The sequence below is a fragment of the Streptomyces aurantiogriseus genome, assembly GCF_014649375.1.
GTDB classification, from domain to species: domain Bacteria; phylum Actinomycetota; class Actinomycetes; order Streptomycetales; family Streptomycetaceae; genus Streptomyces; species Streptomyces aurantiogriseus.
Window position 1 is genome coordinate 716,722 of the sequence record NZ_BMSX01000001.1, and the last position, 22,926, is coordinate 739,647.

A 22,926-nucleotide genomic window follows, 5' to 3' on the forward strand; every position below is an offset into this window, starting at 1 on the left:
CGTGGCGTCCAACCGGCCTGCCCCAGAAGCCCCCTCCGTGCCCAGCCAGACCTTCGGCTACGGCAGCTACCGCACCGACGAGGGCCCCTGGGAGGAGTGGAACCCCACCGCGGAGTCCATTCGCCCCGTACGTGGCCGGCACCGCGTCGCCAAGGCCAAGCAGCGCGGCGGACTCGCCCGCAGCTCCACCGTTCTCGGCGTCGGCGTCATAGCCGCCGTCGGCGGCGCGGGCATGGCCAGCGCCAACACCGGCAAGCCGCCGGTCTCCATCTCCATGCCGGACCTCCCCTCCGTGGGTTCCCTGATATCCGACGAGGACACCCCCGAGGAGAGCGCGCCGGCCCTCGCCAGCTTCGGCAGCGTCGCCGCCGACCCGGTCGCCGCGGACGACAGCGTCACCCAGAGCACTGCCGACGCCGGTGAGGTGCTGCGCAGCCGCATCATGGCGCAGGCCGAGTCGCAGCAGACCCAGATCGAGGCCAAGGCCCAGGCCGCCGCGGCGGCCGCCGCCGCCAAGGCCGAGGCCGACGCGGCCGCCAAGGCCAAGGCGGAGGCGGAGGCCCAGGCCGCCGCCGCCAAGCAGAAGGCCGCCGAGGAAGCCGCGAAGAAGGCCGAGGCCGAGCGCCTCGCCGAGCTCGCCAAGCAGTACACGCTGCCGACCTCCTCGTACACCATCACCTCGAGCTTCGGCCAGGCCGGCGCCTACTGGTCCTCCGGGTACCACACCGGCCTCGACTTCGCCGCCCCCACCGGCACCCTGCTCAAGGCCGTGCACAGCGGCACCATCACCTCCGCCGGCTGGGACGGGTCGTACGGGTACAAGACCGTGCTCACCCTCGACGACGGCACCGAGATCTGGTACGCCCACCAGTCCTCCATCAGCGTCAGCGTCGGCCAGAAGGTCGCCACCGGCGACGTCATCGGCCGTGTCGGCGCCACCGGCAACGTCACCGGTGCCCACCTCCACCTGGAGGTCCACACCGGCAGCGGCTCCGGCATCGACCCGGCGGCCTGGCTGCGGGACAAGGGGCTCAACCCCTGAGATCTTCCGGGGAATTTCCGGAGGCTTCCTGGGGTCGGTGAGGTCTCCCGGATGCGGCCCGGATGTTTCCCGGATGTTTGCGAACCCTTGGCCGGAGACGCGGAATGCGTGTCTCCGGCCAAGGCGTTGACACAGAGCATGACTTCTCTGCGCAAGCTCGGCTCCTCCAACCTCGAGGTCTTCCCGCTCGCCCTCGGCGGCAACGTCTTCGGCTGGACCGCGGACGAGACGGCCACCTTCGCCGTCCTCGACGCCTACACGGCCGCCGGCGGCAACTTCGTCGACACCGCCGACTCCTACTCGGCCTGGGTCGAGGGCAACAGCGGCGGTGAGTCCGAGACCCTGATCGGCAAGTGGGTGAAGGCGCGCGGCAACCGCGACGACGTCGTGATCGCGACGAAGGTCAGCCAGCACCCCGACTTCCAGGGGCTCAGCGCCACCACCATCAAGGCCGCCGCCGACGCCTCCCTGCGCCGCCTCGGTACCGACCACATCGACCTCTACTACACCCACTTCGACAAGCCCGAGGTGCCCGTCGAGGAGATCATCGGCGCCCTCGACGACCTGGTGAAGGCCGGAAAGGTCCGGCACATCGCCGCCTCCAACATCTCGCCCGAACGCCTGCGGGCCTCCCTGGAGTTCTCCGACCGCGAGGGCCTCGCCCGGTACGTGGCCCTCCAGCCGCACTACAACCTGGTCTCCCGCGACACGTACGAAGGCGGACTCCAGGACGTCGCCGCCGCCTCGGGCCTGGCCGCCGTGCCGTACTTCGCGCTGGCGTCCGGCTTCCTCACCGGCAAGTACCGGCCCGGTACGACCGTGGACAGCGCACGGGCCGAGGGCGCCGCGAAGCACCTGGAGACGGAGCGGGGCCGGAAGGTCCTCACCGCCCTGGACGAGATCGCCCGGGCGCACGACAGCGAGGTCGCCACCGTGGCGCTGGCCTGGCTCGCGGCCCAGCCGACGATCGCGGCACCGATCGCCTCCGCACGGACCGTGGAACAGCTGCCGGCACTGCTGGGGGTGGCCGAGCTGGAGCTGACGGAGGCGGAGATCGGACGGCTGACGGAGGCGTCGGCGTAAGGCTGAGTCCGTTGCCCCCTGCCTCCGTCCCGTGGGCCCCTTAGAAGGGGGACTGGCGGTAGGGGTCGTGCTGGCTGTACCCGTACCCCGCGTACCCGGGCTGCGGGTGCGGGTGCGGCTGTGGTTGCGCCTGCGGATACGGCTGCGGCCCCGCCGGATACACGTGCCCGTGCCCGTACCCGTATCCCTGCCCGTACACCCCGTAGACCGGCCAGGGCGGTGCGGCCACCGGTACCGGGGGTGCCGTCATCCGGGCCGCGTGGTCCAGTGCGGGGCGTGCGATGTCCTTGCGCCGCCACAGCTCGTTCAGCAACTCCCGTTCCCGTACGACGAAGTCGGCACCGGCGCGGCCGAGGCGCCCCCGGTGCCGCAGGAACGCCAGGGAGGTCGCGTAGGCCTCGTACTGCGCCACCTCCCGCGCGGCCGGTTTGCCCAGGTGCCGGCGGGCGTAGTCGCGGGCCAGCCGCCGGGCCCGCATCGAGCCGAGCGCGTACGGCTCCGCCGGGGTGAGCCAGCCCGCGGCAGTGTAGGCGGGCAGCTCCTCCCGTACGGTGCCCAGTTCGCGCTGACGCGTCCACACCACCAGCCAGGTCAGCACCGCGAAGGCGGGCACCATGAACGCCCCGTACACCGCGAAGAACCCCCACTCGCCGAGGACCGACGAGCCGTTCCAGAAGGCGTGCATGGCCATCGCGAGGAGCAGGCCGGTCAGCGGAAGCAGGACGCGCCGTACGCGCTGACGGTCCCCGGAGAGCGCGGCGATGCCGAAGCCGATGCCGGTCAGGACCGTGAACAGGGGGTGCGCGAACGGGGACATGATGATGCGCACGAAGAAGGTCGCGGCGGTGACGGAGGCGATGCCGCTGTCGCCGGTGAGCTGGTCGGTGCCGAAGGCGGTGCCGAGGTACAGGATGTTCTCGGTGAACGCGAAGCCGGTGGCGGTGATCCCGGCTATGACGACGCCGTCGACGATTCCGGTGAAGTCCCGTCGGCGGAAGAGGAAGACGAGCAGGACGGCGGCGGCTTTCGCGGACTCCTCGACGACGGGCGCTATGACGGTCGAGCCCAGAGTGTCCGCGCCGGCGGGGTCGGCGGTCGCCGTGGCGATCCATCTCGTGGCGAAGCTGTTGGCGACGATCGCGATCAGCGCCGCCGCGCACGCGCCCCAGGCGAACGCGAACATCAGGTTCCGCCAGGGGCCGGGCTCGACCCGGTCGAGCCACCGGAAGGCGGCGATGAGCAGCGGTACGGGAAAGACGGCGAGCCCGAGCCCGACCAGGAACCCTTCCGTGCCGGTCTGTTCCCGCACCAGCGCCAGGATGACGAGCCCGGAGAGCGCGAGCAGGGTGATCAGCGCGCCGTAACGCACCCACCTGTGCTGCCACCAGTGCGCGTGCCGGAGCACACCTCCCTCGGGTGTGCCGCCCGGCTGGGGCGGCTGCGGCGGGTGCGGTGGATACGGGGGACTGATGGCCACGGCATCGACCCTAACGAGGGAGAGGACGGTGGTGGAGGGGGTCGGGACGGTCAGCCGTGCTGTACGCGGCGGAAGAGCAGATCGTTCACCACATGACCCTTGTCCAGCCCCTGCCCCTCGAAACGGGTCAGCGGCCGGAACTCGGGCCGGGGCGCGAAACCGCCGTCGGCCTGCGTGTTCTCGAACTCGGGGTGCGCGGTGAGCACCTCCAGCATCTGCTCCGCGTAGGGCTCCCAGTCGGTCGCGCAGTGCACGAGCGCGCCCGGCTTCAGACGGGTCGCGGCCAGGCTGAGGAACTCCGGCTGGATCAGGCGGCGCTTGTGGTGCCGCTTCTTGGGCCACGGGTCGGGGAAGTAGACGCGCAGCCCGTCGAGGGAGTCCGGGTCCAGCATCTCGCGCAGCAGAATGATCGCGTCGCCGTTGCCGACACGGAGGTTGGTGAGCCCGTCGCGGTCGGCCAGGTTGAGCAGATTCCCCTGCCCGGGCGTGTGCACGTCCACGGCGAGGATGTTGGTGCCGGGATCGGCGGCGGCCATCTGCGCGGTGGCCTCCCCCATCCCGAACCCGATCTCCATGACGACGGGCCGGTCATTCCCGAACAACTCGACGAGATCGACATGCCGCCCATCGATGTCGAGCCCCCACTTGGGCCACAGCCGCTGCAACGCATCGGCCTGCCCCGCGGTCACCCGACTGCGCCGCGGCTGAAAACTCCGAATCCGCCGCTCGAAGTGAGATCCAGCAGGATCGGCCTTGGGCCCATCGGGAAACCGCGGCTCCCCCTTGCCACGGGCACGCCGGAGAGACTCGCCGGGGGCGGGTCGGGGGACTTCGGGAGTGTTCAGAGAATCAGACACAGTGGGCTCGATTTTACGCTGGGCGGGTGGGGTCCTGGAGGGGCGTAGGGGAGGAGCCCCTGGAGGACGGGGCGGGTACGGGCAGCGGGGGCGAAACCCCTCCACGCCCGCCCCACCCTCACAGCTCTCCCAACACCCCCAACGCCCTCCGAGCCACCTCCCGCCCGATCGGCAGAGAGGCCGTCGCCGCAGGTGAAGGCGCGTTCAGCACATGAACCGCCCGCACCTCCTCCCGTATCAGGAAGTCGTCCACCAGCCCCCCGTCCCGCAGCACCGCCTGCGCCCGCACCCCAGCCGCCGCCGGTACCAGATCCCCTTCCTCCACGGCCGGCAGCAATCGACGCACCGCCTCCACGAACGCCCTCTTGGACCACGACCGACGCAGCTCCCCCACCCCGTACCGCCAGTGCCGCCGCCCCATCCGCCACACCCCGGGCCACGCGGCCGTCGCCGCAACCTCCCGCGGTCGTACGACCCCCCACCCGTACCCCTCCCGCGCCAGCGCCGGCACCGCGTTGGGCCCGACGTGGACGCCCCCGTCGATCCCGCGTGTGAGATGCACCCCGAGGAACGGGAACGCCGGATCGGGCACCGGATACACCAGCCCCCGCACCAGCTCGGGCCGGGCCAGCTCGTAGTACTCCCCCCGGAACGGCACGATCCGCACCTCGGGCTCGTCCCCGGTCAGCCGGGCGATCTCGTCGCAGTAGAGCCCGGCGCAGTTCACCAGCACCCGGCCCCGCACGACGTCCCCGCGCGCGGTACGGACGGCGACCCCCCGCTCCGGGCGCCGGTCGACCTGCACGATCTCCGCGCCGTACCGGATCTCCGCCCCGGACGCCTCGCCCAGCTGTCGGGCGACCGCCGTGAAGTCGCAGATGCCGGTGGTGCGCACGCGTATCGCCGCGAGTCCGCGCACCTCGGGTTCGTACTCGGAGATCTGGGCGGGGCCCAGCTCCCGCACCGGAATCCCGTTCTCCCTGCCGCGCTGGACCAGCGCGTGCAGGCGGGGCAGCTCCGCCCGGTCCGTGGCGACGATCAGCTTGCCGGTGACGGCGTGCGGGATGCCGTACTCCGCGCAGAACTTGATCATCTCGGCGGCGCCCCGCACCGCGTACCGTGCCTTCAGCGAGCCGGGCCGGTAGTAGATCCCGCTGTGGATGACGCCGCTGTTGCGCCCCGTCTGGTGCCGGGCGGGCCCCGGCTCCTTCTCCAGCACCGTCACCCGCGTCCCCGGCGCGGCACGCGAAATCGCGTGCGCCGTCGACAGGCCGACGATCCCACCGCCGATCACCAGCACGTCGCAGTCGTACCCGATCGCCCGACCCTCGCGCACCTGCACCACCTCCCGGCTTCGATAGTGCACTGCGCCACTGACAATGCCTTGAAACCCGGGAGGTGCGGGTCTGCGCCCGGCCGGGCGCAGCATCAGGGAGGCAGAAGCCCCTGGAAGGCAGGAGCACCAGGAAGGCAGGAGCACCAGCACCGGTCCGCCCCCGGCGGAGCGCTACGCGGGAGCCATCAGCAGAGGCCGCGCCCGCTCCCGCAGCTCCACCACACGCGGCTCGTCGCCGTACGGCTCCAGGCGGTGCAGGAGGTCCTTGACGTACTCGGTGGTGCGGGCGGACGAGATGCGTCCGGCCACCTCCACCGCCCGCACACCCTGCTCGCAGGCCGCGTCCAGGTTGCCCGACTCGAGTTCGGCGACCGCTGAGACGACGAGCCTGAGTCCGTGCGAGCGCACGAACTCCTCCGTCGGCTGCGACAGCGCCTGCTCCGTGAAGCGGCGCACCTGGCGTGGTGCCTTCAGGTCGCGGTAGCACTCGGCGGCGTCGGCGGCGAAGCGGTCGTAGGAGTAGAAACCGAGCCACGACGGGTCGTTGTCGCCGTCGCGGGCGCGCTCCAGCCAGCTCTCGGCGGCCTTGAGGGCCGCGCCGGCGGCCTGGGCGTCACCCGCGCGCGCGTGGGCGCGGGCCTCGACCAGGCGGAAGAAGCTCATCGTGCGGGCCGTGGCCAGGCCGCGGTTGCGCTCCAGGGCGGCCTGGGCGAGGTCGACGCCCTCGTCGCCGAAGCCGCGGTACGTCGCCTGCAACGACATCGACGCCAGCACGTACCCCCCGAGCGGGACGTCCGCGGCCGCGCGCGCGAGGCGCAGTGCCTGGATGTAGTACCGCTGGGCGGCCTCCTGCTGGCCGGTGTCGAAGGCCATCCAGCCGGCGAGGCGGGTGAGTTCGGCGCTCGCCCCGAACAGGGCGCGCCCGACCTCGTCGGAGTACGAGCCGAGCAGCAGCGGCGCCGCCTCCACCCGCAGGCACTCCGGCACCATGGACGAACGCCAGTCGCCGCCCCCGTACTTGGAGTCCCAGCGCCTGGCGTCCTCCGCGGCCTCCCGCAGCTTCTGCACATCGCTGTGGCCGACTTTGAGCGGTGCGCCGGAGCCCTCCACGGTGTGGGCCTCGCGCGCCACCGAACTGTCGGCCGGGGTTATCAGCCACCGCGAGGCCGGCGTTGCGTATGCGCTTACTGCGAACGAACCGGCCAGCGACTGCCAGATGCCACCGGAGCCGGCCCGGCGGCCGGCGAGGTCGAGGCGGTACAGCTCCGTCGCCGAGCGCACGGCCTGGCCGACGTCTCTGGGGAAGGCGAGGCCCACTTCGGGCGCGGGGTCCGCGTCCGCAAGACCGATCTCGTGGAGCGGCACCGGACGGCCGAGCTTCTGGCCGATCGCGGCCGCGATGAGGTGCGGCGCGGCACCCTGCGGCACCATGCCCTTCGACACCCAGCGCGCCACGGACGTCTTGTCGTAGCGAAGGGTCAACCCGCGTTGAGCCCCAAGATCGTTGACACGTCGCGCGAGTCCCGCGTTGCTGATTCCCGCGAGGGCGAGAACGGCGCCGAGCTTTTCGTTCGGCCCGCGTTGCTCCCTGGACATTGCGCCACCCCTCGACACAGACGGCTGCCGCGCTGGCATAACCACGCGGCATTCGTAAACCCAGCGTAGTTCGCCGCATCCCAAGCGTTAAGGGGCATTCTTCCGGATGGCGGGATTGTGGCCCGTACGGGAGTACGGGCGCCGGTACGTTCCGTGGCCGCGTGCTCCCGCTGTGTGGCCGTGCGCCCGTCCGTGCGCTCTTCTCCGGCCATCGGGGGAGCGGTTCCATGGGTCGTGCGTGGGTCGGCCCGCTGTACTGGATCCAGTGGGCTGGGGGACACCGCCGCCACCATCCCCGCGGGCGGCGGAACGGCCCGGGGGGCGATCTCCGCCTCCCGGGCCGGCGCGCGGGTCGAGGCGCGCGGCTGTGTACGGAGCGTGTGCGAGCCTGTCCCGACGACGGCCACGCGCGCGGGATTTGGCTGAAAATCGACCCTGTGTTCCGTGGGTGATTGCGCTTCCCACCATGGAAATCGAGGGCGCGCAGGGCGTTTTGAGGGAGCGTATCGGGGGCGCATTCGCGTCGCACATGCGGGGGTGCACGCGGTTGTCGGCGCCCCGCGCGCGTGAGTGCGCACGGTCCTGCAGGTCGGCGCGGGGGCGTTCAAGGGGCGCACTCCGGGGATCTCAAGCGGCGCCACCTCCTTCTGCGGCGCGTTCTTCGTGGCAGCATGTGAACCGTTCGTACGGTGCACTGGTTGTCCACAGCCTGTGGAGGCGTCGATGCGGTGGTTGGTGGGATGGAGCAGCACCGCCGCGGGCGCCGTCGGCCCCGGCGCCTACGCCGACGAGGACGGCGGGGGGATCGGCTACGACGGCGAGACGCTGCACCCCGTGGGCTCCCAACTCCTGTGGGGCGACCCGGATCCGCTGTGGGCGGTCGGCGACTGGCGGCCCGACGAGGTACGGGTGGTGAAGGCCGACGCCCAGACCCGGATCGCCGTTCTCGGCACGTGCGGGGCGACGGACGAGCAGCTGCGCGTCGGACTGTTCGCCGCGCGCGGAGGCGCACTTCGGCATCTGACGGCCTGGCCGGGCAGCTACACCGCGATCGTCCAGGTCGGCCGCCGCATCACCGTCAGCGGCGATCTGGCGGGCGCGCGCCCGGTGTTCTACACGCCCTGGGCCGGCGGCACGGCGTACGCGACGGCCGCGCTGCCGCTGGCCGACCTCATCGAGGCCAACCTCGACTTCGGACACCTGGCGGCTCTCCTCGCCGCGCCCGACGTACCGGCCGCGGTGCACGACTCCACGCCGTACGACGGCGTGCGGCGCATTCCGCCGGGGCATGCACTGATCCTGCGCGCCGGGGCGCGCGAGATCGCCGGGTACGAGCCGGTCGCCTCCCTCGCCGTGGCGGCGGCGCCGGCCGACCCGGACAGCGCGGTCGACGCCGTGCGCGACGCCCTCGTCGAGGCGGTACGCACGCGTCTGTCCGCGCCGCGCCACGTCCCCGACATCGACCCCGGGCCCGTGCCCGGCATGGGTCCCGCCGAACGGCGTGCCGCGCGCGGGATGCCGGTCCCGGGCATCGGGGCCGACCTGTCCGGCGGCCCCGCGTCCGGCACGCTGGCGCTGCTGGCGGCCGGCCTGCCCGGCAGGCCGGGCACGCTCCTGGGACACGGCACGGGCGCGGGCGAGCGCCTGCTGGCCGTCACCTTCAACGACCTGGCCGTCGGCGGCCACGAGGAGGAACTGGAGCGGGCCGGCACCCTCGCGGCCAATCCGCGCCTGCACCACGTCGTCGTGACCGGCGGCGAGGAGGCCCTGCCGTACGCCGACCTGGACGGCCCCCTGACCGACGAACCCGGCCCGAGCCTGGTGACGGCCGCCCGGCACCGCGCGCGCCTCGCCGCGGGCAGCGCGGACCACTTCACCGGTTACGGCGCCCGCCAGGTCCTCGACGCCCACCCGGCCCGCCTGGCCGACCTGTTGATGGACCGCAAGCGACGCCACCTCGTGCGTCCCGTCGCCGCCCTGACGAAGGCAGAGGGCTCCGTGCTCGTCCCCGCGCGCGTGTACGGCGCTGCTCGCCGGCTGGCCCGTACCCCGTACCGGGCGGGCGTGGAGGGCCTCGCCGAACGGCTCCTGCACCGCCGTTTCGACGACCCCGCAGGCGCCGCCGGTGCCGTGGGCGCCTCCTTGGCGGCCCTCGTCTGGGGCGGGCCCGGCCCGGCCGCACGCTGGCTGACCGGCGAGGCGCTGGCCGAAGTGTCGGTTCGTCTGCAGGGGATGGCGCACCGCACGGGCGTGGGTCCCGGCCAGCGTCCCGGCGACTATCGCGCGCGTGCCGCCCTCGCCCGGCATGCCGCGGACCTGCGCGTCCTGGAGCAGGCCGCAGAGATCCGCTCCCAGCGCCTGCATGCTCCGTTCCTCGACAACCAGGTCGTCCGCGCCTGCCGTGCGCTCCCCGAGACCCTGCGCGTGCAACCGGGGGCGCGCGCCGCGATCCTGCGCACCGTCCTGAAGAGCTCCGGGGTGGCCGACCTTCCGCCCGGCTGGGGCGCCCCCTCCCAGGCCTCCACCAGCGCAGCGGCCCGCGCGGGTATCCGCATGGCCGCAGACCCCCTCCTCGCCCTCTTCGACGCGCCCCTCCTGGCGGAAGCGGGCCTGGTCGAGGCCCGCGTCATCCGCAAGGCCCTCCGCTCCGCAGCCGCAGGCGAACCCCTCCCCCTCGACGGCCTCGCCGACCTCATCTCCCTCGAACTGTGGCTGCGACGCCTCCTGTCCCGCCGGGGAACCTGTTGGACCGGCACCCCGGCACGCGCGCGTGCGGTACCAGCGGGAATCGCACCGCAGAGACGGGCGGTTTCTTCCGGAGGGTGAAGGAGGCACCTCCGGTGGTGAAGCCGGCGCTGCGGCGTACGAACCCGGATTCCCGCTGCCCGCCCCCGGCCCCGATCTCGGTCACTCCCCGACCGTCCGGCCCGAAAACCGAACCCCCGACCCCACGCCCCGGCGACAATGACCCCGTGCGGTACAGAATCCTGGGCGTCACCCAGACAGCGGACGAACACGGCACACCCGTACCCCTGACCGGCCCCCGCCTCCGCACCCTTCTCACCGCCCTGGCCCTGCGCCCCGGCCGCCCCACCGCCCCGGAAACCCTCATCGACGAGGTCTGGTCCGACACCCCGCCCCAGGACGCCCCGGCCGCCCTCCAGGCACTGATCGGCCGCCTCCGCCGTACTGTCGGCAAGGACACCGTCACCTCCGCACCGGGTGGCTACCAGCTCGCGGCGACCGAGGACGACGTCGACCTCTTCGTCTTCGAAAGGCTCGTACGACAGGCCACCGCGGCCCTGGAGAACGGCGACCCCATCGCCGCCTCCCGTGCGGTGGACGAGGCCCTCGCCCTGTGGCGCGGCCCCGCCCTCGCCGACCTCCCCGACCGCACCGCCGCCGCCCGCCCGGAAGCCCTGCGTCTGGAGGCCGCCCGGACCCGCGCCGAGGCGGACCTTCTGCTCGGCCGCGCACGCGAAGCCGTACCGCGGCTGACGGAACTGACCGCGGCGCACCCGTACGACGAGCCGCTGCACGCCCTCCACATCCGCGCCCTGCGTGACACGGGCCGTGACGCCGACGCCCTCGCCGCGTACGAGACAGCCCGCCGCACCCTCGCCGACGGCCTCGGCACGGATCCGGGACCGGAACTGCGCGCCCTGCACACAGAGTTGCTCAACCGCCCGGAGCCGGCCCGGGAGCCGGCCCACCGGCCGACGGCCCCCGCCCCGCCGGGACTCCCCGACCGCACCGGCAACATCCGTCCGCGGCTTACCTCTTTCGTGGGCCGGGAACCGGAGCTCGACGCCATCCGTTCCGAAGTGCACAGGGCCCGTCTCGTCACGCTCACCGGACCGGGCGGCTCTGGAAAGACCCGCCTCGCCGAGGAAGCCGCCGCCGGGCTCCCGCAGGCGTGGCTGGTCGAGCTGGCGCCGCTCGACCGGCCGGAGGCGGTGCCGGGCGCGGTGGTCAGCGCCCTCGGTCTGCGCGAGACCGTCCTGATGACCACCGAGCAGGCGACCCTGCAGGACGACCCGGTCGCCCTGCTCGTCGAGTACTGCGCCCCGCGCAGCCAACTCCTGATCCTTGACAACTGCGAACATGTCATCGGCGCGGCCGCCGCCCTCGCCGAGACCCTCCTCACCCGCTGCCCCGGGCTCACGATCCTCGCCACCAGCCGTGAACCCCTGGGCGTCCCCGGCGAGTCGGTCCGCCCGGTCGAGCCCCTCCTCCCCGACCAGGCGCGCCGCCTCTTCACCGAGCGCGCGACCACCGTCCGTCCCGACGCGGCCGCCGTGCTCCAGGACGAGGAAGCGGTGGCGGAGATCTGCCGGCGGCTGGACGGGCTGCCGCTCGCCATCGAGCTGGCGGCGGCCCGACTCCGGCTGCTCACCCCCCGTCAGATCGCCGACCGCCTCGACGACCGCTTCCGCCTTCTCACCTCCGGCAGTCGCACGGTCCTGCCCCGCCAGCAGACCCTGCGCGCCGTCGTCGACTGGTCCTGGGACCTGCTCGACCAGCCGGAGCGGACGGTGCTGCGCGAGCTGTCGGTGTTCGCGGGCGGCTGGGACCTCGAGGCCGCCGAGGCCGTGTGCACCGGCCCGGTCGCGGACCTCGTCGGAGCGCTCGTCGACAAGTCCTTGGTCGTCGCCGCTCCCTGCGAGCGGAACGGCAGCGACGGCATGCGCTACCGCATGCTGGAGACGATCCACGAGTACGCCACCGAGCGCGCCGCCGAGGTCCCCGAGGCGCGCGCGGTGGCCGAGCGACGGCACCGAGCGTGGGTGCGCGCGCTCGTCGAGCGGGCCGACCCACTGCTGCGCTCCGCCGAGCAACTCCCTTGGATCTCCCGCCTGGAGACCGAGCTGGACAACATCCGGGTGGCGATCCAGCGCGCCCTCGCCACGGATGACGAGACGGAGGCCGCCGCCCTCTGCCTCGCCATGGGCTGGTTCTGGTGGCTGCGCAACTACCGCCACGAGGGCGCCGAATGGGTCGACCGCACCCTGCGCCTGGGCGCGGCCCTGGACACGCTCCGGTCCACATCGACGGCTCTCCCCTCCCCGGCGGACACCCCCACCCGGGCAGACACCTCCACCGCCTCCCCCACCCTCACCTGCCGGTCCCTCGCCGTCCCCGTCGACCTCACCGCCCGCATGGCCGCCCTCGACCCTGTGGACGTCTTCCTCGCCGATCCCGAAGGTGAAAAGACCCACCCACGGCACGCCCAGCGGATGAACCTGCGGATGCTGCACCTGTTCCTGCTGTCCGAGTCCGAGCCGAAGGACGTGGCGGCGGATCCGCGCTATCAGCGCTACCTCCTGCGCCTGCGCGCCCGCTACGAGTCGGGTGGTCCGGAGGCGGCCCGGATGCCCGGCCTGACCTGGCCGCTGACGGCCTTCCAGATGCGGGACACCGTGGACGTACGCGGCATTCTGGACATGGCTGTCGCCAACTGCCGTGCCTACGGCGGTGACTGGGAGCTCGGCTGCATCCTGATGATCCGTACGCACGCGGTCGTCGACTCGCCGGGCGGGCTGCTGGGCGTGGACGACGACCTGGCGGAGCTGCGCGCGCTCAGCCTGCGCGTCGGCGACCGGTGGATACGGGCCCAGGTGTGCAGCGCGGCCGGCGAGGCGGAGATGGCGCGCGGCCACTTCGACGAGGCCGAGCGGGAATACCGGGAGGCGCTGCGGCTCGCCTACGAGGTCGGCGCGTACGCCGAGTCGCCGTTCCTGCTCGCCCGCCTCGCGGAGATCTCCTACCGCTCGGGCGACGTCGACGACGCGCTGGCCGCGCTGGACGAGGCGAACTCCGCGGCCGACCGGTACGGCGTGGCGGACGCCCGGGCGTTCGTGCTCCTGCTGCGCGCCTTCATCGCGCTGCACGAGGGCGATGCCACCCGCGCGCGTGAGTTGTGCGCGGCGACGCGAGAGGCGATGGGGGAGGGCACACCGCCGCCCCAGTTCACCGCGGCGCTGAGCATGCTCGACGCGGAGCTCACGGCCGCCGAGTCCGGCCCGGCGCAGGCTCTGCCGATGCTGGACGAGACCCTGCGGCAGGCGGTGTCCGACCAGTGCGCCGAGGCGATCACCTCGTCGATCATGGACGCCGCGGCGAACCACCTGGCCCGCCTCCAGGACTTCTCCCGCGCGGCGCGCCTGCTCGCGGCCGCCGACGCGCTGCGCGGCCCCCACGCGCGCCCCGCCCCGCAACACATCCACGCCGAGCGCACGGACGCGGCCGCCCGCGAGGCCCTGGGCCCCGAGCGCTACGAGACTGAGCGCACCCGGGGCTTGTCCCTGACGGTGACCGACGTCCTGCAGGAACTGACCTGGGCCGTGCGCGCCCACCCGGCCGCACCGTAGGGATCAGCGCGCTGCCTGGAAGCAGGTGAACCTCGACTCCACCCAGTCCGCGAGCGCCACCGAGTCGAGGTGGTGGTGCGGCTCGACCACCAGGCGGACGGTCTGGCGTCCGATGAGGTTCACGTGTACGGGCACGGCCGGGTCGCCGCGCCTGATCACCCCGGACGTCCACAGCCGGGCCCCGTCGGCGTACACGGAGAAGGTGACCCTGCCGGGCCTCGCCGTGAGGTCGTCGACGCCGACCAGGGCGTCGTAGGAGATGCATGCGCGGTTGAGGTCGACGGTGACGGAGGAGTCGCCGTGGACGGTCACCCCGCGCGCGTACTGCCGGTCGGCGATGGACAGCTGATGGCGCTGCCACACCCAACTGCTGCCACCGAGCCGGATCTCGGGCCCGCTGCCGTCGCCGTCGACGTCGACGGGCAGCTCGCTCAGCCGGTGGACGGCCGGGGCGGTCGGGGGAGCGGGCGACGGTGTCGGGGCGGGGGCCGGAGGCGGGGCGGGCGTGGAAGGCGGTGTGGCCGAAGGCGTCGGCGTAAGGGCGGACGCCGGCTTCCGAGCGGTCGGGGGAGCGGGCGTCGCCGTACGGGCCGCTGCGGGGACGATCGCCGCAGTCTGGGGCTCGGGATCCTTCGGCGCGCGGGTGGGCGTGGGCTTCGGCGCCGGTCCCTCCGGCAGGACGACCGGCGCGGCAGCCGGGGGCTCGGCCACCGGATCCGCGGCAGGGCTGTCGTCCCCGACCAGGGCGAGGACCACCGCCGTGGCCGCCAACGCCATCACACCGGCTGCGATACCGGCCTTCGCCGGCGTGCCCAGCCCCTCCGACGCGGCACCGCCCCCGCCGGTCGCCCCGCCGGACGAACCACCGCTCGCGGCGGCCGCACCCGCGGCGCCCGCCGCCCCGGCTCCGGCACCACCGGCGATGAGCCCCGCCGCCTTGCCGTACCCGGCGGCGCCGAGCCAGCCGATGACCGCGACCGGCACGACGGCGGGGATGCTGCTGGCGACCTCCTCGATCTGCAGGGCGGCCAGCCGGCACCGGGCGCATTCCTCCAGGTGCTTGCGCAGGCCCCGCGCGGCGCGGGTGCGCAGCCGGCGGCGGGCGTAGGTGCCGAGCTGGTCGGCGTACCGGGCGCACTCCTCGTCGCTGGTGAGGGTGGCGCTGACATGGGCCTGGAGGTAGGCCTGCTTGAGTCCCTCGCGGGCCCGGCTGGCGAGCACGCGCGTGCCGTTGGCGTCGAGTCCGAAGAGCGTGGCGACCTCACTCGGCGACTCGTCCTCGACCTCGGTGTGCCACAGCACGGCCTGCCAGCGCTCCGGCAGCGAGCGGAAGGCCCGCATGGCCATGGACCGCTCGGCCTCGTGCATGGCCCGTACGTCCGCGCCCACATCGACCCCCGCTCCGAAGGAGCCCACGGACGCGGCGTCGTCGCCGACCTCGGAGGAGCGGGAGGCGTGCGCGGCGAACAGCGCGAAGTCGTCGACGAGCTGCTCCCGCTTCGCCGACTTCGTCCAGCCCGCGGCGACGCGGCGGACGGAGGTGAGCAGATAGGCGCGTACGGCGTGCGCGGGGCCGGAGCCACCGCGCACCGCCTGGAGCATGCGGGCGAAGACCTCGGCGGTCAGGTCGTCGGCGGTGTGGGCGTCCCGGCAGCAGGTGCGCGCGTACCGGCGCACGGCCTCGGCATGGCGCCGGTACAGCTCCTCGTACGCGGTGTCGTCGCCCGAGCGCATCCGGGCGATCAGGTCGGCGTCGGCCGGCGGCGCCTCCCGCACCGGCGTCAGGACGCCGTCCTCGTGCCGGCCGCGCTGCGCCGGGACGCTGCTCCCCGGCGGTTCCGCGGCTGCGGCGTCGTCCCGGGGGACACCCGCGCGCCCACCCTGGATCGGCACCTGTGGTGAGATCCGGCCACCGGCCTCCGCGTCACGGTCGCCCAGCGACTCGTCCCGCCTGTCAACACTCATCGCGGAAAGCCCCCGCCGCCTGCCCAAACAGTCCCGAACACCAGGTCAGAGTGCCATATTGGCTTTTGTTCAGAATCTGTTCAGAATCCGGCGGTTCGGACCGTCCACCCAGGGCTCATCCGGACGCGAAGGTGTCAACTGCCCTACTGCAGACAGGAGTTGATCAGCGAGCCGGAAATGCCCGGATCAGCCCCCCGTGGTGTACCGGGGCGAGGGCCACACCGCACCCTCGCCCACAGTCACCTTTTCGAGCAGCGCGAACCGCTCCCGTTGACTGCGCCGGCAACCCCGCCCTGCCCTCACGGGACGGACACGACGAGGCTGCCCGCCCCTCATGACAACGGCCGCGACCGCAGCCCCTCCAGCAGGATGTCCAGCAACCGCGCCGAAGCCGCCGCCTGCTGCGCCGCATCCGGCAGCGAGGGAGCCGCCGTCGCGATCACCAGCAGGACGTCCGACACCGACACGTCCGCCCGCAGCTCGCCCGCCGCCCGCGCCCGCTCCACGAGCTGGCCCACCACGTCGAGCAGCGCCGCCGCCCCGGCGTCGTCCACGGCGGCCGGCACACCCTCCTCGGGCACCAGCCGCAGCTCGCCGCCGCTCGGCTGGGACCGCTGCTGCGGCACCCGCGCCTCGCCTGCCGACGAGCCCTCGGCACCCTCGTCGGCGACCCCGACGCTGAGCACCTGCGGCGGCAGCAGCCGCCCGGCACCCGAGGCCACCGACGTCCGCAGGAAGCGCGACAGCGCCGACCACGGCTCGTCCTCCTGGCCTAGCGCGGCCCGCGCCTGGTCGGTCAGCCGGGAGGTCTCCTCCTCGGCTATCCGCCGCACCAGTACGTCCTTGCTCGGGAAGCGCCGGTACACCGTGCCGACCCCGACCCGCGCGCGCCGCGCCACGTCCTCCATCGGCGCGCCGTAGCCCAGCTCGCCGAAGACCTCGCGCGCCGCGCGCAGCACGTGCTCCAGATTGCGCTGTGCGTCCACGCGCAGCGGCGTGGTCCGCGGGCCGTCCCCGCGCCCGTTGCCCACCGCCGCGCTCACCGCGCCGCCCGGTGCAAGGGCGGACGCGGACGACCAATGCGTGTCCTGAATGTGCATGAATGATCCCCCGGTAATGACGTCTCCCCCCGGAGACTCTCCCCGCCATCGAAAGCCGGAGTGCGTGGAACAGGGGGACCGCGAACCACCCGGACCCGCCCGTCGCGGACCCAGGAGCGCTTCCCCCTACACCCCGTCGACACACGAACATAGTTGAGAGGCAGTCAATTCAGAAGGGGCAGGTTCCGCACGGGTCGCCCCCCGATCGGAGTACGGGTCGTATACGTCCCGATTGCGCCACATCCCGCACTCCGGCGCACACCCGCTGACCTGCGCGCCTTCCCGCCATGCCAGCGTTTCGGCCAACCCCGCGCCCGGCCGGCCCATGGTCACACAATTTGCCGGGGCTGTGGACAAACTCCGGCGTCGGGTGCGTCATGGGATGGTGAAGGAACGTGCGCGCATTCTCGTTGTCGGCGGCGGCTACGTCGGGATGTACACGGCCCTGCGGCTCCAGCAGAAGCTGAAACCGGAACTCGGCCGGGGCGAGGCCGAGATCACGGTCGTCACGCCCGACCCGTACATGACGTACCAGCCGTTCCTGCCCGAGGCGGCCGCCGGCTCCATCTCCCCCCGGCACGTCGTCGTGCCGCTGCGCCGCGTCCTGCCGCACTGCCGGGTCGTCGTCGGCGAGGTCACCGCCATCGACCACGCCAAGCGCACCGCCACCCTCACCACCCTCGCCACCGACGAGGAGGGCACCGGCCCCCAACAGGTGATGTACGACGAACTCGTCCTCGCACCCGGCTCCGTCTCCCGCACGCTGCCCATCCCGGGCCTCGCCGACTACGGCATCGGCTTCAAGACCGTCGAAGAGGCCATCGGCCTGCGCAACCACGTCATCGAACAGATGGACATCGCCTCCTCCACCCGCGACCCCGCGATCCGCGACGCCGCCCTCACCTTCGTCTTCGTCGGCGGCGGCTTCGCCGGCGTGGAGGCGCTCGGCGAGCTGGAGGACATGGCCCGCTACACCACGCGCTACTACCACAACGTCAAGCCCGAGGACATGAAATGGATCCTCGTCGAGGCCTCCGACCGGATCCTTCCGGAGGTCGGCGAGGACATGGGCCGCTACACGGTCAGCGAACTGCGCCGCCGCAACATCGACGTCCGCCTGGGCACCCGCCTGGAGTCCTGCGCCGACCGCGTCGCCGTCCTCAGCGACGGCGCCCGCTTCCCGACCCGTACGGTCGTGTGGACCGCCGGCGTCAAACCCCACCCCCTCCTCGCCGCCACCGACCTCCCCCTCACCGAGCGAGGCCGGCTGAAGTGCACCCCCGAGCTGACGATCGAGGGCGTCACGCACGCGTGGGCCGCCGGAGACGCCGCCGCCGTCCCCGACGTCACCGCCCCCGGCACCCACACCGCCCCCAACGCCCAGCACGCCGTACGCCAGGCCAGGGTCCTCGCCGACAACATCGTGCGCTCCCTGCGCGGCCAGGCCCTCCAGACGTACTCCCACCGGTACGCCGGCTCGGTCGCCTCCCTCGGACTGCACGAGGGCGTCGCACACGTCTACGGACGCAAGCTCAAGGGCTACCCGGCCTGGTTCATGCACCGCGCGTATCACCTCAGCCGCGTGCCCACCTTCAACCGCAAGGCGCGCGTGCTCGCGGAGTGGACGCTGTCAGGGCTCTTCAAACGAGAGATCGTCTCGCTCGGTTCACTCGAACATCCCCGTGCGGAGTTCGAACTGGCCGCGGGTGGAAAGCCTTCTGACACCCCGAAGAACGGCCCCCAGGACGGTTCACAGGGCGACTCGAACAACAACCCGAAGGGGTTGTCCTGACCGGATACAGGAACTCCTCCGGCCGCCCCGGCGTCTGACGGATGTCGGCCCGGACGGCCACACTGCCAGACTGCTGCCCACGCCCTCACAAGCCCTCTCCGAGCCCTTCTTCCGAACCTCTCCCCGAGCCCCCGCGGGCCACCGCCCGCCCCGCGAACTGACGAGGCTGTTCCCAAGTGCTGCATATCCCGGGTGCTGCAACAATGTGCGGTCACCGCCGCGCGGCCCCCGGAGCCCAGGCCGGGCCCGGAGCCGGCCGTCGACGACTACACGAGGCAAGGATTCGTGAACTTCACGCGCTGGAGCGCCCGGCTCCCCGGAACACAGCGCCGCGCCGCCGCGCGGGCCGAGCACACGGTCACCACCACGGACCGGCGGAGCGAGGGCTCCGTACCCGCGGCCCGCGTCGAACAACTCACCGACGAGCCGCCCCCGGTGCCCGCCGTCGACGAACTCCCGGTCCGTGAGGTCCTCGACCGTTTCCCGGCCCTCGTCGCCCTCGTCCACAGCCCCGACCACCGCCTCGCCTACGTCAATGACGCCTACACGGCGGCCTTCGGCGTACGCCCCTGCGGCGAACCCGCCGCCGAGGCCCTCCCCGAACTGCGCGACCTCGGCCTGATGCCCCTCCTCGACCAGGCCCTGCGCAGCGGCAAGCCCCGCACCCTGAAGTCCCGCAAGGCACCCGACGGCCGCTCCTACACCTTCACCTGCACCCCGGTCGCCGAGCACAACGGCGACGGCGCGGTCCTGATCTTCGCCACCGACGTCACCGACCACGCCGAGGCCGCCGAACGCCTCCGAGCCAGCGAACGCCGTCAGCGCGAAACCGCCGTCACCCTCCAGCGCTCCCTCCTCCCCCAGGAGCTCGAACAACCGGACGACCTGCGCATCGCCGCCACCTATCATCCGGGCGGCACCGAGGCCGCCGTCGGCGGCGACTGGTACGACGTCATCACCCTGGGCGGCGGCCGCACCGCCCTCGTCATCGGCGACGTCATGGGCCGCGGCGTCCGCGCGGCGGCCGTCATGGGCCAGCTCCGCACAGCGGTCAGGGCCTACGCCCGCCTCGACCTCCCTCCGCACGAGGTCCTCCAGCTCCTCGACGGCCTCGCCACGGAGATCGACGCCAACCAGATCGCCACCTGCGTGTACGCCGTCCACGACCCGAACGAGGGACGGCTGGTGTACGCCTCCGCCGGCCACCTGCCCATCCTGGTCCGCGACGAGACCGGCGCCGTCCAGCGCGCCGACGAACCCACCGGCCCCCCGCTCGGCACCGGCGGCTGGATGCACTCCTCCGGCTCGATCTCCCTGGGCCCCGGCTCCACCGCCGTCCTCTACACCGACGGCCTGGTCGAGCGCCGCGACGAGGACCTCGACGAGGGCATCGCCTCCCTCGAGCGCGCCCTGGCCGGCGCCACCGGCACACCCCAGGTCGTCTGCGACCGACTGGTCCGCTCGGCCGGCGTCACCGCCGACCACGACGACGACGTGGCCGTCCTGGTCCTCCAGCACCCGGCCCGCACCGGCGCCGACAGCGAGCTGTTCCGCAACGCGGCCCTGGAACTGCTCGGCGGCGTCGAAGCGGCCCCACGCGCGCGTGCCTTCGCCTCCGGCGTCCTCACCAGCTGGCGCTTCCCCGCCGACCTGCACGACCTCGGCGTCCTCGCCACCAGCGAGCTCGTCGCCAACTCCCTCCAGCACGGCACCCCGCCCATGCGCCTGCGCCTGCGCCGCACCGACCGCCGCCTGATCATCGAGGTCACCGACGGCGACGACCACCTCCCGCGCCGCCGCCGCGCCGAACCCGGCGACGAGTCCGGCCGCGGCATCGCGATCGTGGCCACGATCGCCTCCCACTGGGGCAGCAGACGCACCCCCGGCGGCGGCAAAGCGGTCTGGTGCGAGTTCGTCCTGCCCCGCGGCACGGACTGAGGCACGGACTGACGAGAACGCGAAAGCGGCCGTCGTCCACGACGACGGCCGCCTTCCCTCTGCCTCACACCTCGGCAGCCACCGGCTCCGCAGCGGCTCCACCCCGGGCGACCACCCGGTTCCGCGCCGGCCACGGCTGATCCTGCACAGCGGTCAGCTGCCGCCCCAGCCGCACAGCGAGGAAGGTGATCCCCAGCGAGAACAACAGAAACGCCACGATGTACGGCGCGTGCAGCGAGGCCCCCATCGGCCCGCCCACGGCCGGCCCCACCGCCAGCGCCAACTGCTTCACCAGGGCGAACGCCGAGTTGTACTGCCCCGCCATCCCGGCCGGCGCCAGATCGGCGACCAGCGGCGCGACCGTCGGCGACAACATCGCCTCACCCAGCCCGAACAGCGCATACGTCGACACGAACGCGGCCGTCGCCATTTCCTGGCTGCCGTGCCCGAGGCCCGCGTACCCGGCCACGGCCCACGCCACGGCCCAGAGCAACCCCACAGCCGCGATCACTCGCGACCGCCTCTGCCGCTCGACGAACCGCAACACGGCGAACTGCGCCACGACGATCACCGCGGTGTTCGCGGCCAGAGCCGTCCCCAGCGCGGACGTGGAAATCCCGGCGGCCTCGATCCCGTACGCACTCAGCCCGGACTCGAACTGTCCGTAACAGGCGAAGAACAGCACGAAGCCCAGCACGCACAGCTGCACCATGGCCCGATTCCCGAGCAGCTGCTTCCAGCTCCCCTCAGGGGACCCCTGCGGAGCGTCCCCGACCCGCGGCGAGTGCGGCATCCGCACCGTCGCCATCACCACGACGAGCAGAAGGAACATCGCCGCCTCGATCGCGAACAGCAGCGTGAACGACGACACGCGCGTGGCGTCGACGAGGTGTCCACCGATGAGCCCACCTACACCGAGCCCCAGGTTCTGCAGAAAGAACTGCGTCGCGAAGGCCCGCGACCGCGTCTCGGCGGTCGAGCAGTCCACGATCATCGTCGCGAGCGCCGGCTGCATCACGGCCTGCCCCGCCCCGAGCGCGGCCGCGGCGGCCAGTACGGCGGTGGCGTTGGCGGCGAGCCCCAGGCTCAGCGCACCCAGCGCGGCGGTGACCAGAGCGGCGATCAGAACCGGCAGCGGGCCGCGCCGCACGATCGCCCGACCGGCGAACGGCAGCACGATCAGCGCGGCCACGGCGAAGACGGCGAGGACGAGCCCCGCCGTCACGGCACCCAGCCCCCGCACCTGCGCCACATAGACGTACAGGTAGGGGACGGTGAAGCCGAGCCCGAACGCGCTGAGTGCGTTGCCCACGTGGATCCGGCGCATCGCTGCGCCCATCGCCCTGGTCACGTTCACCTCTCTCAGGTAGTTGGCGTGTCTCAGTACTTAGAACCGAAGACTTCGAAGGTAAATTTCGAAGCTAAACAGTACACCTCGAAGAACTTCAAGGCGAACGAGCCGCATGCGATACTGAGACCCATGGGCGACACCCCCGGCAGCACAGGCATCGGCAGCGAGCCGACCCTCGAAGAGCAGATCGCCGCCTACCAGCGCGAGTTCCAGGACCTCGACCCCCAGGTCGAGAAGATCGTCTCGGCCCTCTCCCGCCTGAACCGCCGCATGAACGTCGCCTACGGCCGCCAGACCGCCGAGCTCGGCATCAGCAACGCCGAGTGGGAGGTCCTCAAGGCACTCGTCCTCTCCGGCGCGCCCTACCGCATGGGCCCCAGCGACCTCGCCAAGCGCCTCGGTCTGACGCCGGCCGCGATGACCCACCGGATCGATCGCATGGTTGCGGAGGGACTGGTGACCCGAGAACGGGACGAGTCCAACCGGGTCCGGGTGATCGTGGAGCTGACGCCCGAGGGCCGCGAGAAGTGGCTGGAGGCGATGCGACTGGCGACGGTCTTCGAGGAGGATCTGCTCCAGGACCTTTCCGCAGCGGACCGCACGGCCCTCGGGGACGTCCTGACCAGGCTGCTCCGCAGGGTGGAACACGCCCAGCCGGACGCCGGCGGCCGCCTCAGCGACCTGGATTAAAAGATCTTGACAGAGGGTACTTGACACCCCTAGCCCGGATCCGTAGAGTTCTTCGGGTTGCCGCGGAGACGTAACGGTTCTTCGGCAACACATCCGCCGCAGAAGCGGCACCTCACACCACAGCAAGATCTCCCGACGGGGTTGAATTTGATGCGCCTTGGTGCGCTCGAATTCAATTCGAATCGGGCCCGGCAACTCGATTAGCACTCGCCGGGGCGGATCCGCTAAGGTTTGAGACGTCGGAACGGCCCAGCGGCCGGGAGGACAAGCCCCTCTGACGGGGAATCAGCGCCGAAAGGATCTGATAGAGTCAGAAACGCCGGAAAGG

14 protein-coding genes are annotated in these 22,926 nt (G+C 72.7%); 7 read left to right on the forward strand and 7 right to left on the reverse strand.

What is annotated here, in order from left to right; genetic code table 11:
• Position 1 precedes the first annotated feature (1 nt).
• Positions 2-1,042, forward strand: coding sequence for a M23 family metallopeptidase (locus IE263_RS03410; RefSeq protein ID WP_189931940.1), 1,041 nt, complete (start codon positions 2-4; stop codon positions 1,040-1,042).
• A 138-nt stretch (positions 1,043-1,180) separates the two neighbouring features.
• Positions 1,181-2,125: an aldo/keto reductase gene (locus IE263_RS03415; RefSeq protein ID WP_189931942.1), complete on the forward strand. Its 945-nt coding sequence runs from the start codon at positions 1,181-1,183 to the stop codon at positions 2,123-2,125.
• A gap of 40 nt (positions 2,126-2,165) precedes the next feature.
• Here IE263_RS03415 and IE263_RS03420 read toward each other — a convergent pair whose 3' ends face one another.
• The 4 genes from IE263_RS03420 to IE263_RS03435 form a co-directional block, all read right to left on the reverse strand.
• The gene (locus IE263_RS03420) at positions 2,166-3,602 is read right to left on the reverse strand and encodes a PrsW family intramembrane metalloprotease (RefSeq protein WP_373311842.1); all 1,437 of its coding nucleotides are present in this window, start codon (positions 3,600-3,602) and stop codon (positions 2,166-2,168) included.
• A gap of 50 nt (positions 3,603-3,652) precedes the next feature.
• Complete coding sequence (gene trmB / locus IE263_RS03425) at positions 3,653-4,459, reverse strand: tRNA (guanosine(46)-N7)-methyltransferase TrmB (protein ID WP_189931944.1); 807 nt, start codon at positions 4,457-4,459, stop codon at positions 3,653-3,655.
• Between the two features lie 118 nt (positions 4,460-4,577).
• On the reverse strand, positions 4,578-5,804 hold the full coding sequence (lhgD, locus tag IE263_RS03430; protein ID WP_189932064.1) for an L-2-hydroxyglutarate dehydrogenase: 1,227 nt from the start codon (positions 5,802-5,804) through the stop codon (positions 4,578-4,580).
• Between the two features lie 162 nt (positions 5,805-5,966).
• Complete coding sequence (locus tag IE263_RS03435; protein WP_189931946.1) at positions 5,967-7,391, reverse strand: NsdA family TPR-like regulatory protein; 1,425 nt, start codon at positions 7,389-7,391, stop codon at positions 5,967-5,969.
• Between the two features lie 723 nt (positions 7,392-8,114).
• Here IE263_RS03435 and IE263_RS03440 point away from each other — a divergent pair.
• Both IE263_RS03440 and IE263_RS03445 read left to right on the forward strand, forming a co-directional pair.
• Positions 8,115-10,217, forward strand: a complete 2,103-nt coding sequence (locus tag IE263_RS03440; RefSeq protein ID WP_189931948.1) for an asparagine synthase-related protein — start codon at positions 8,115-8,117, stop codon at positions 10,215-10,217.
• A 146-nt stretch (positions 10,218-10,363) separates the two neighbouring features.
• Positions 10,364-13,762, forward strand: a complete 3,399-nt coding sequence (locus tag IE263_RS03445) for an ATP-binding protein (RefSeq protein WP_189931950.1) — start codon at positions 10,364-10,366, stop codon at positions 13,760-13,762.
• 3 nt (positions 13,763-13,765) lie between these two features.
• Here the strand turns inward: IE263_RS03445 and IE263_RS03450 are convergent, their stop codons facing one another.
• Complete coding sequence (locus tag IE263_RS03450) at positions 13,766-15,727, reverse strand: sigma-70 family RNA polymerase sigma factor (RefSeq protein WP_189931952.1); 1,962 nt, start codon at positions 15,725-15,727, stop codon at positions 13,766-13,768.
• A gap of 332 nt (positions 15,728-16,059) precedes the next feature.
• On the reverse strand, positions 16,060-16,827 hold the full coding sequence (locus IE263_RS03455) for a TetR/AcrR family transcriptional regulator (RefSeq protein WP_189931954.1): 768 nt from the start codon (positions 16,825-16,827) through the stop codon (positions 16,060-16,062).
• A 382-nt stretch (positions 16,828-17,209) separates the two neighbouring features.
• On the opposite strand from IE263_RS03455, the gene IE263_RS03460 reads away from it, so the two are divergent.
• Together IE263_RS03460 and IE263_RS03465 are read left to right on the forward strand one after the other, a co-directional pair.
• Entirely contained in the window at positions 17,210-18,619 is a 1,410-nt protein-coding gene (locus IE263_RS03460; RefSeq protein WP_189931956.1) for an NAD(P)/FAD-dependent oxidoreductase, read from the forward strand.
• Between the two features lie 285 nt (positions 18,620-18,904).
• On the forward strand, positions 18,905-20,557 hold the full coding sequence (locus IE263_RS03465) for an ATP-binding SpoIIE family protein phosphatase (protein ID WP_189931959.1): 1,653 nt from the start codon (positions 18,905-18,907) through the stop codon (positions 20,555-20,557).
• Positions 20,558-20,621: 64 nt separating this feature from the next.
• Here IE263_RS03465 and IE263_RS03470 read toward each other — a convergent pair whose 3' ends face one another.
• The gene (locus IE263_RS03470; protein ID WP_189932066.1) at positions 20,622-21,896 is read right to left on the reverse strand and encodes an MFS transporter; all 1,275 of its coding nucleotides are present in this window, start codon (positions 21,894-21,896) and stop codon (positions 20,622-20,624) included.
• 141 nt (positions 21,897-22,037) lie between these two features.
• Here IE263_RS03470 and IE263_RS03475 point away from each other — a divergent pair, with 141 nt between their 5' ends.
• Positions 22,038-22,598 (forward strand): MarR family winged helix-turn-helix transcriptional regulator, encoded by a 561-nt coding sequence (locus tag IE263_RS03475; protein ID WP_189931961.1) that lies wholly within the window; start codon positions 22,038-22,040, stop codon positions 22,596-22,598.
• Positions 22,599-22,926: the final 328 nt, after the last annotated feature.

Excerpts from the sequence above, each read along its gene's own strand:
- IE263_RS03415 (WP_189931942.1), top strand. The coding sequence starts at position 1,181 with ATGACTTCTCTGCGCAAGCTCGGCTCCTCCAACCTCGAGGTCTTCCCG.
- IE263_RS03455 (WP_189931954.1), bottom strand. The coding sequence starts at position 16,827 with ATGCACATTCAGGACACGCATTGGTCGTCCGCGTCCGCCCTTGCACCG.
- IE263_RS03470 (WP_189932066.1), bottom strand. The coding sequence starts at position 21,896 with ATGGGCGCAGCGATGCGCCGGATCCACGTGGGCAACGCACTCAGCGCG.
- IE263_RS03475 (WP_189931961.1), top strand. The coding sequence starts at position 22,038 with ATGGGCGACACCCCCGGCAGCACAGGCATCGGCAGCGAGCCGACCCTC.
- IE263_RS03435 (WP_189931946.1), bottom strand. The coding sequence starts at position 7,391 with ATGTCCAGGGAGCAACGCGGGCCGAACGAAAAGCTCGGCGCCGTTCTC.
- IE263_RS03450 (WP_189931952.1), bottom strand. The coding sequence starts at position 15,727 with ATGAGTGTTGACAGGCGGGACGAGTCGCTGGGCGACCGTGACGCGGAG.
- IE263_RS03460 (WP_189931956.1), top strand. The coding sequence starts at position 17,210 with ATGGTGAAGGAACGTGCGCGCATTCTCGTTGTCGGCGGCGGCTACGTC.
- IE263_RS03440 (WP_189931948.1), top strand. The coding sequence starts at position 8,115 with ATGCGGTGGTTGGTGGGATGGAGCAGCACCGCCGCGGGCGCCGTCGGC.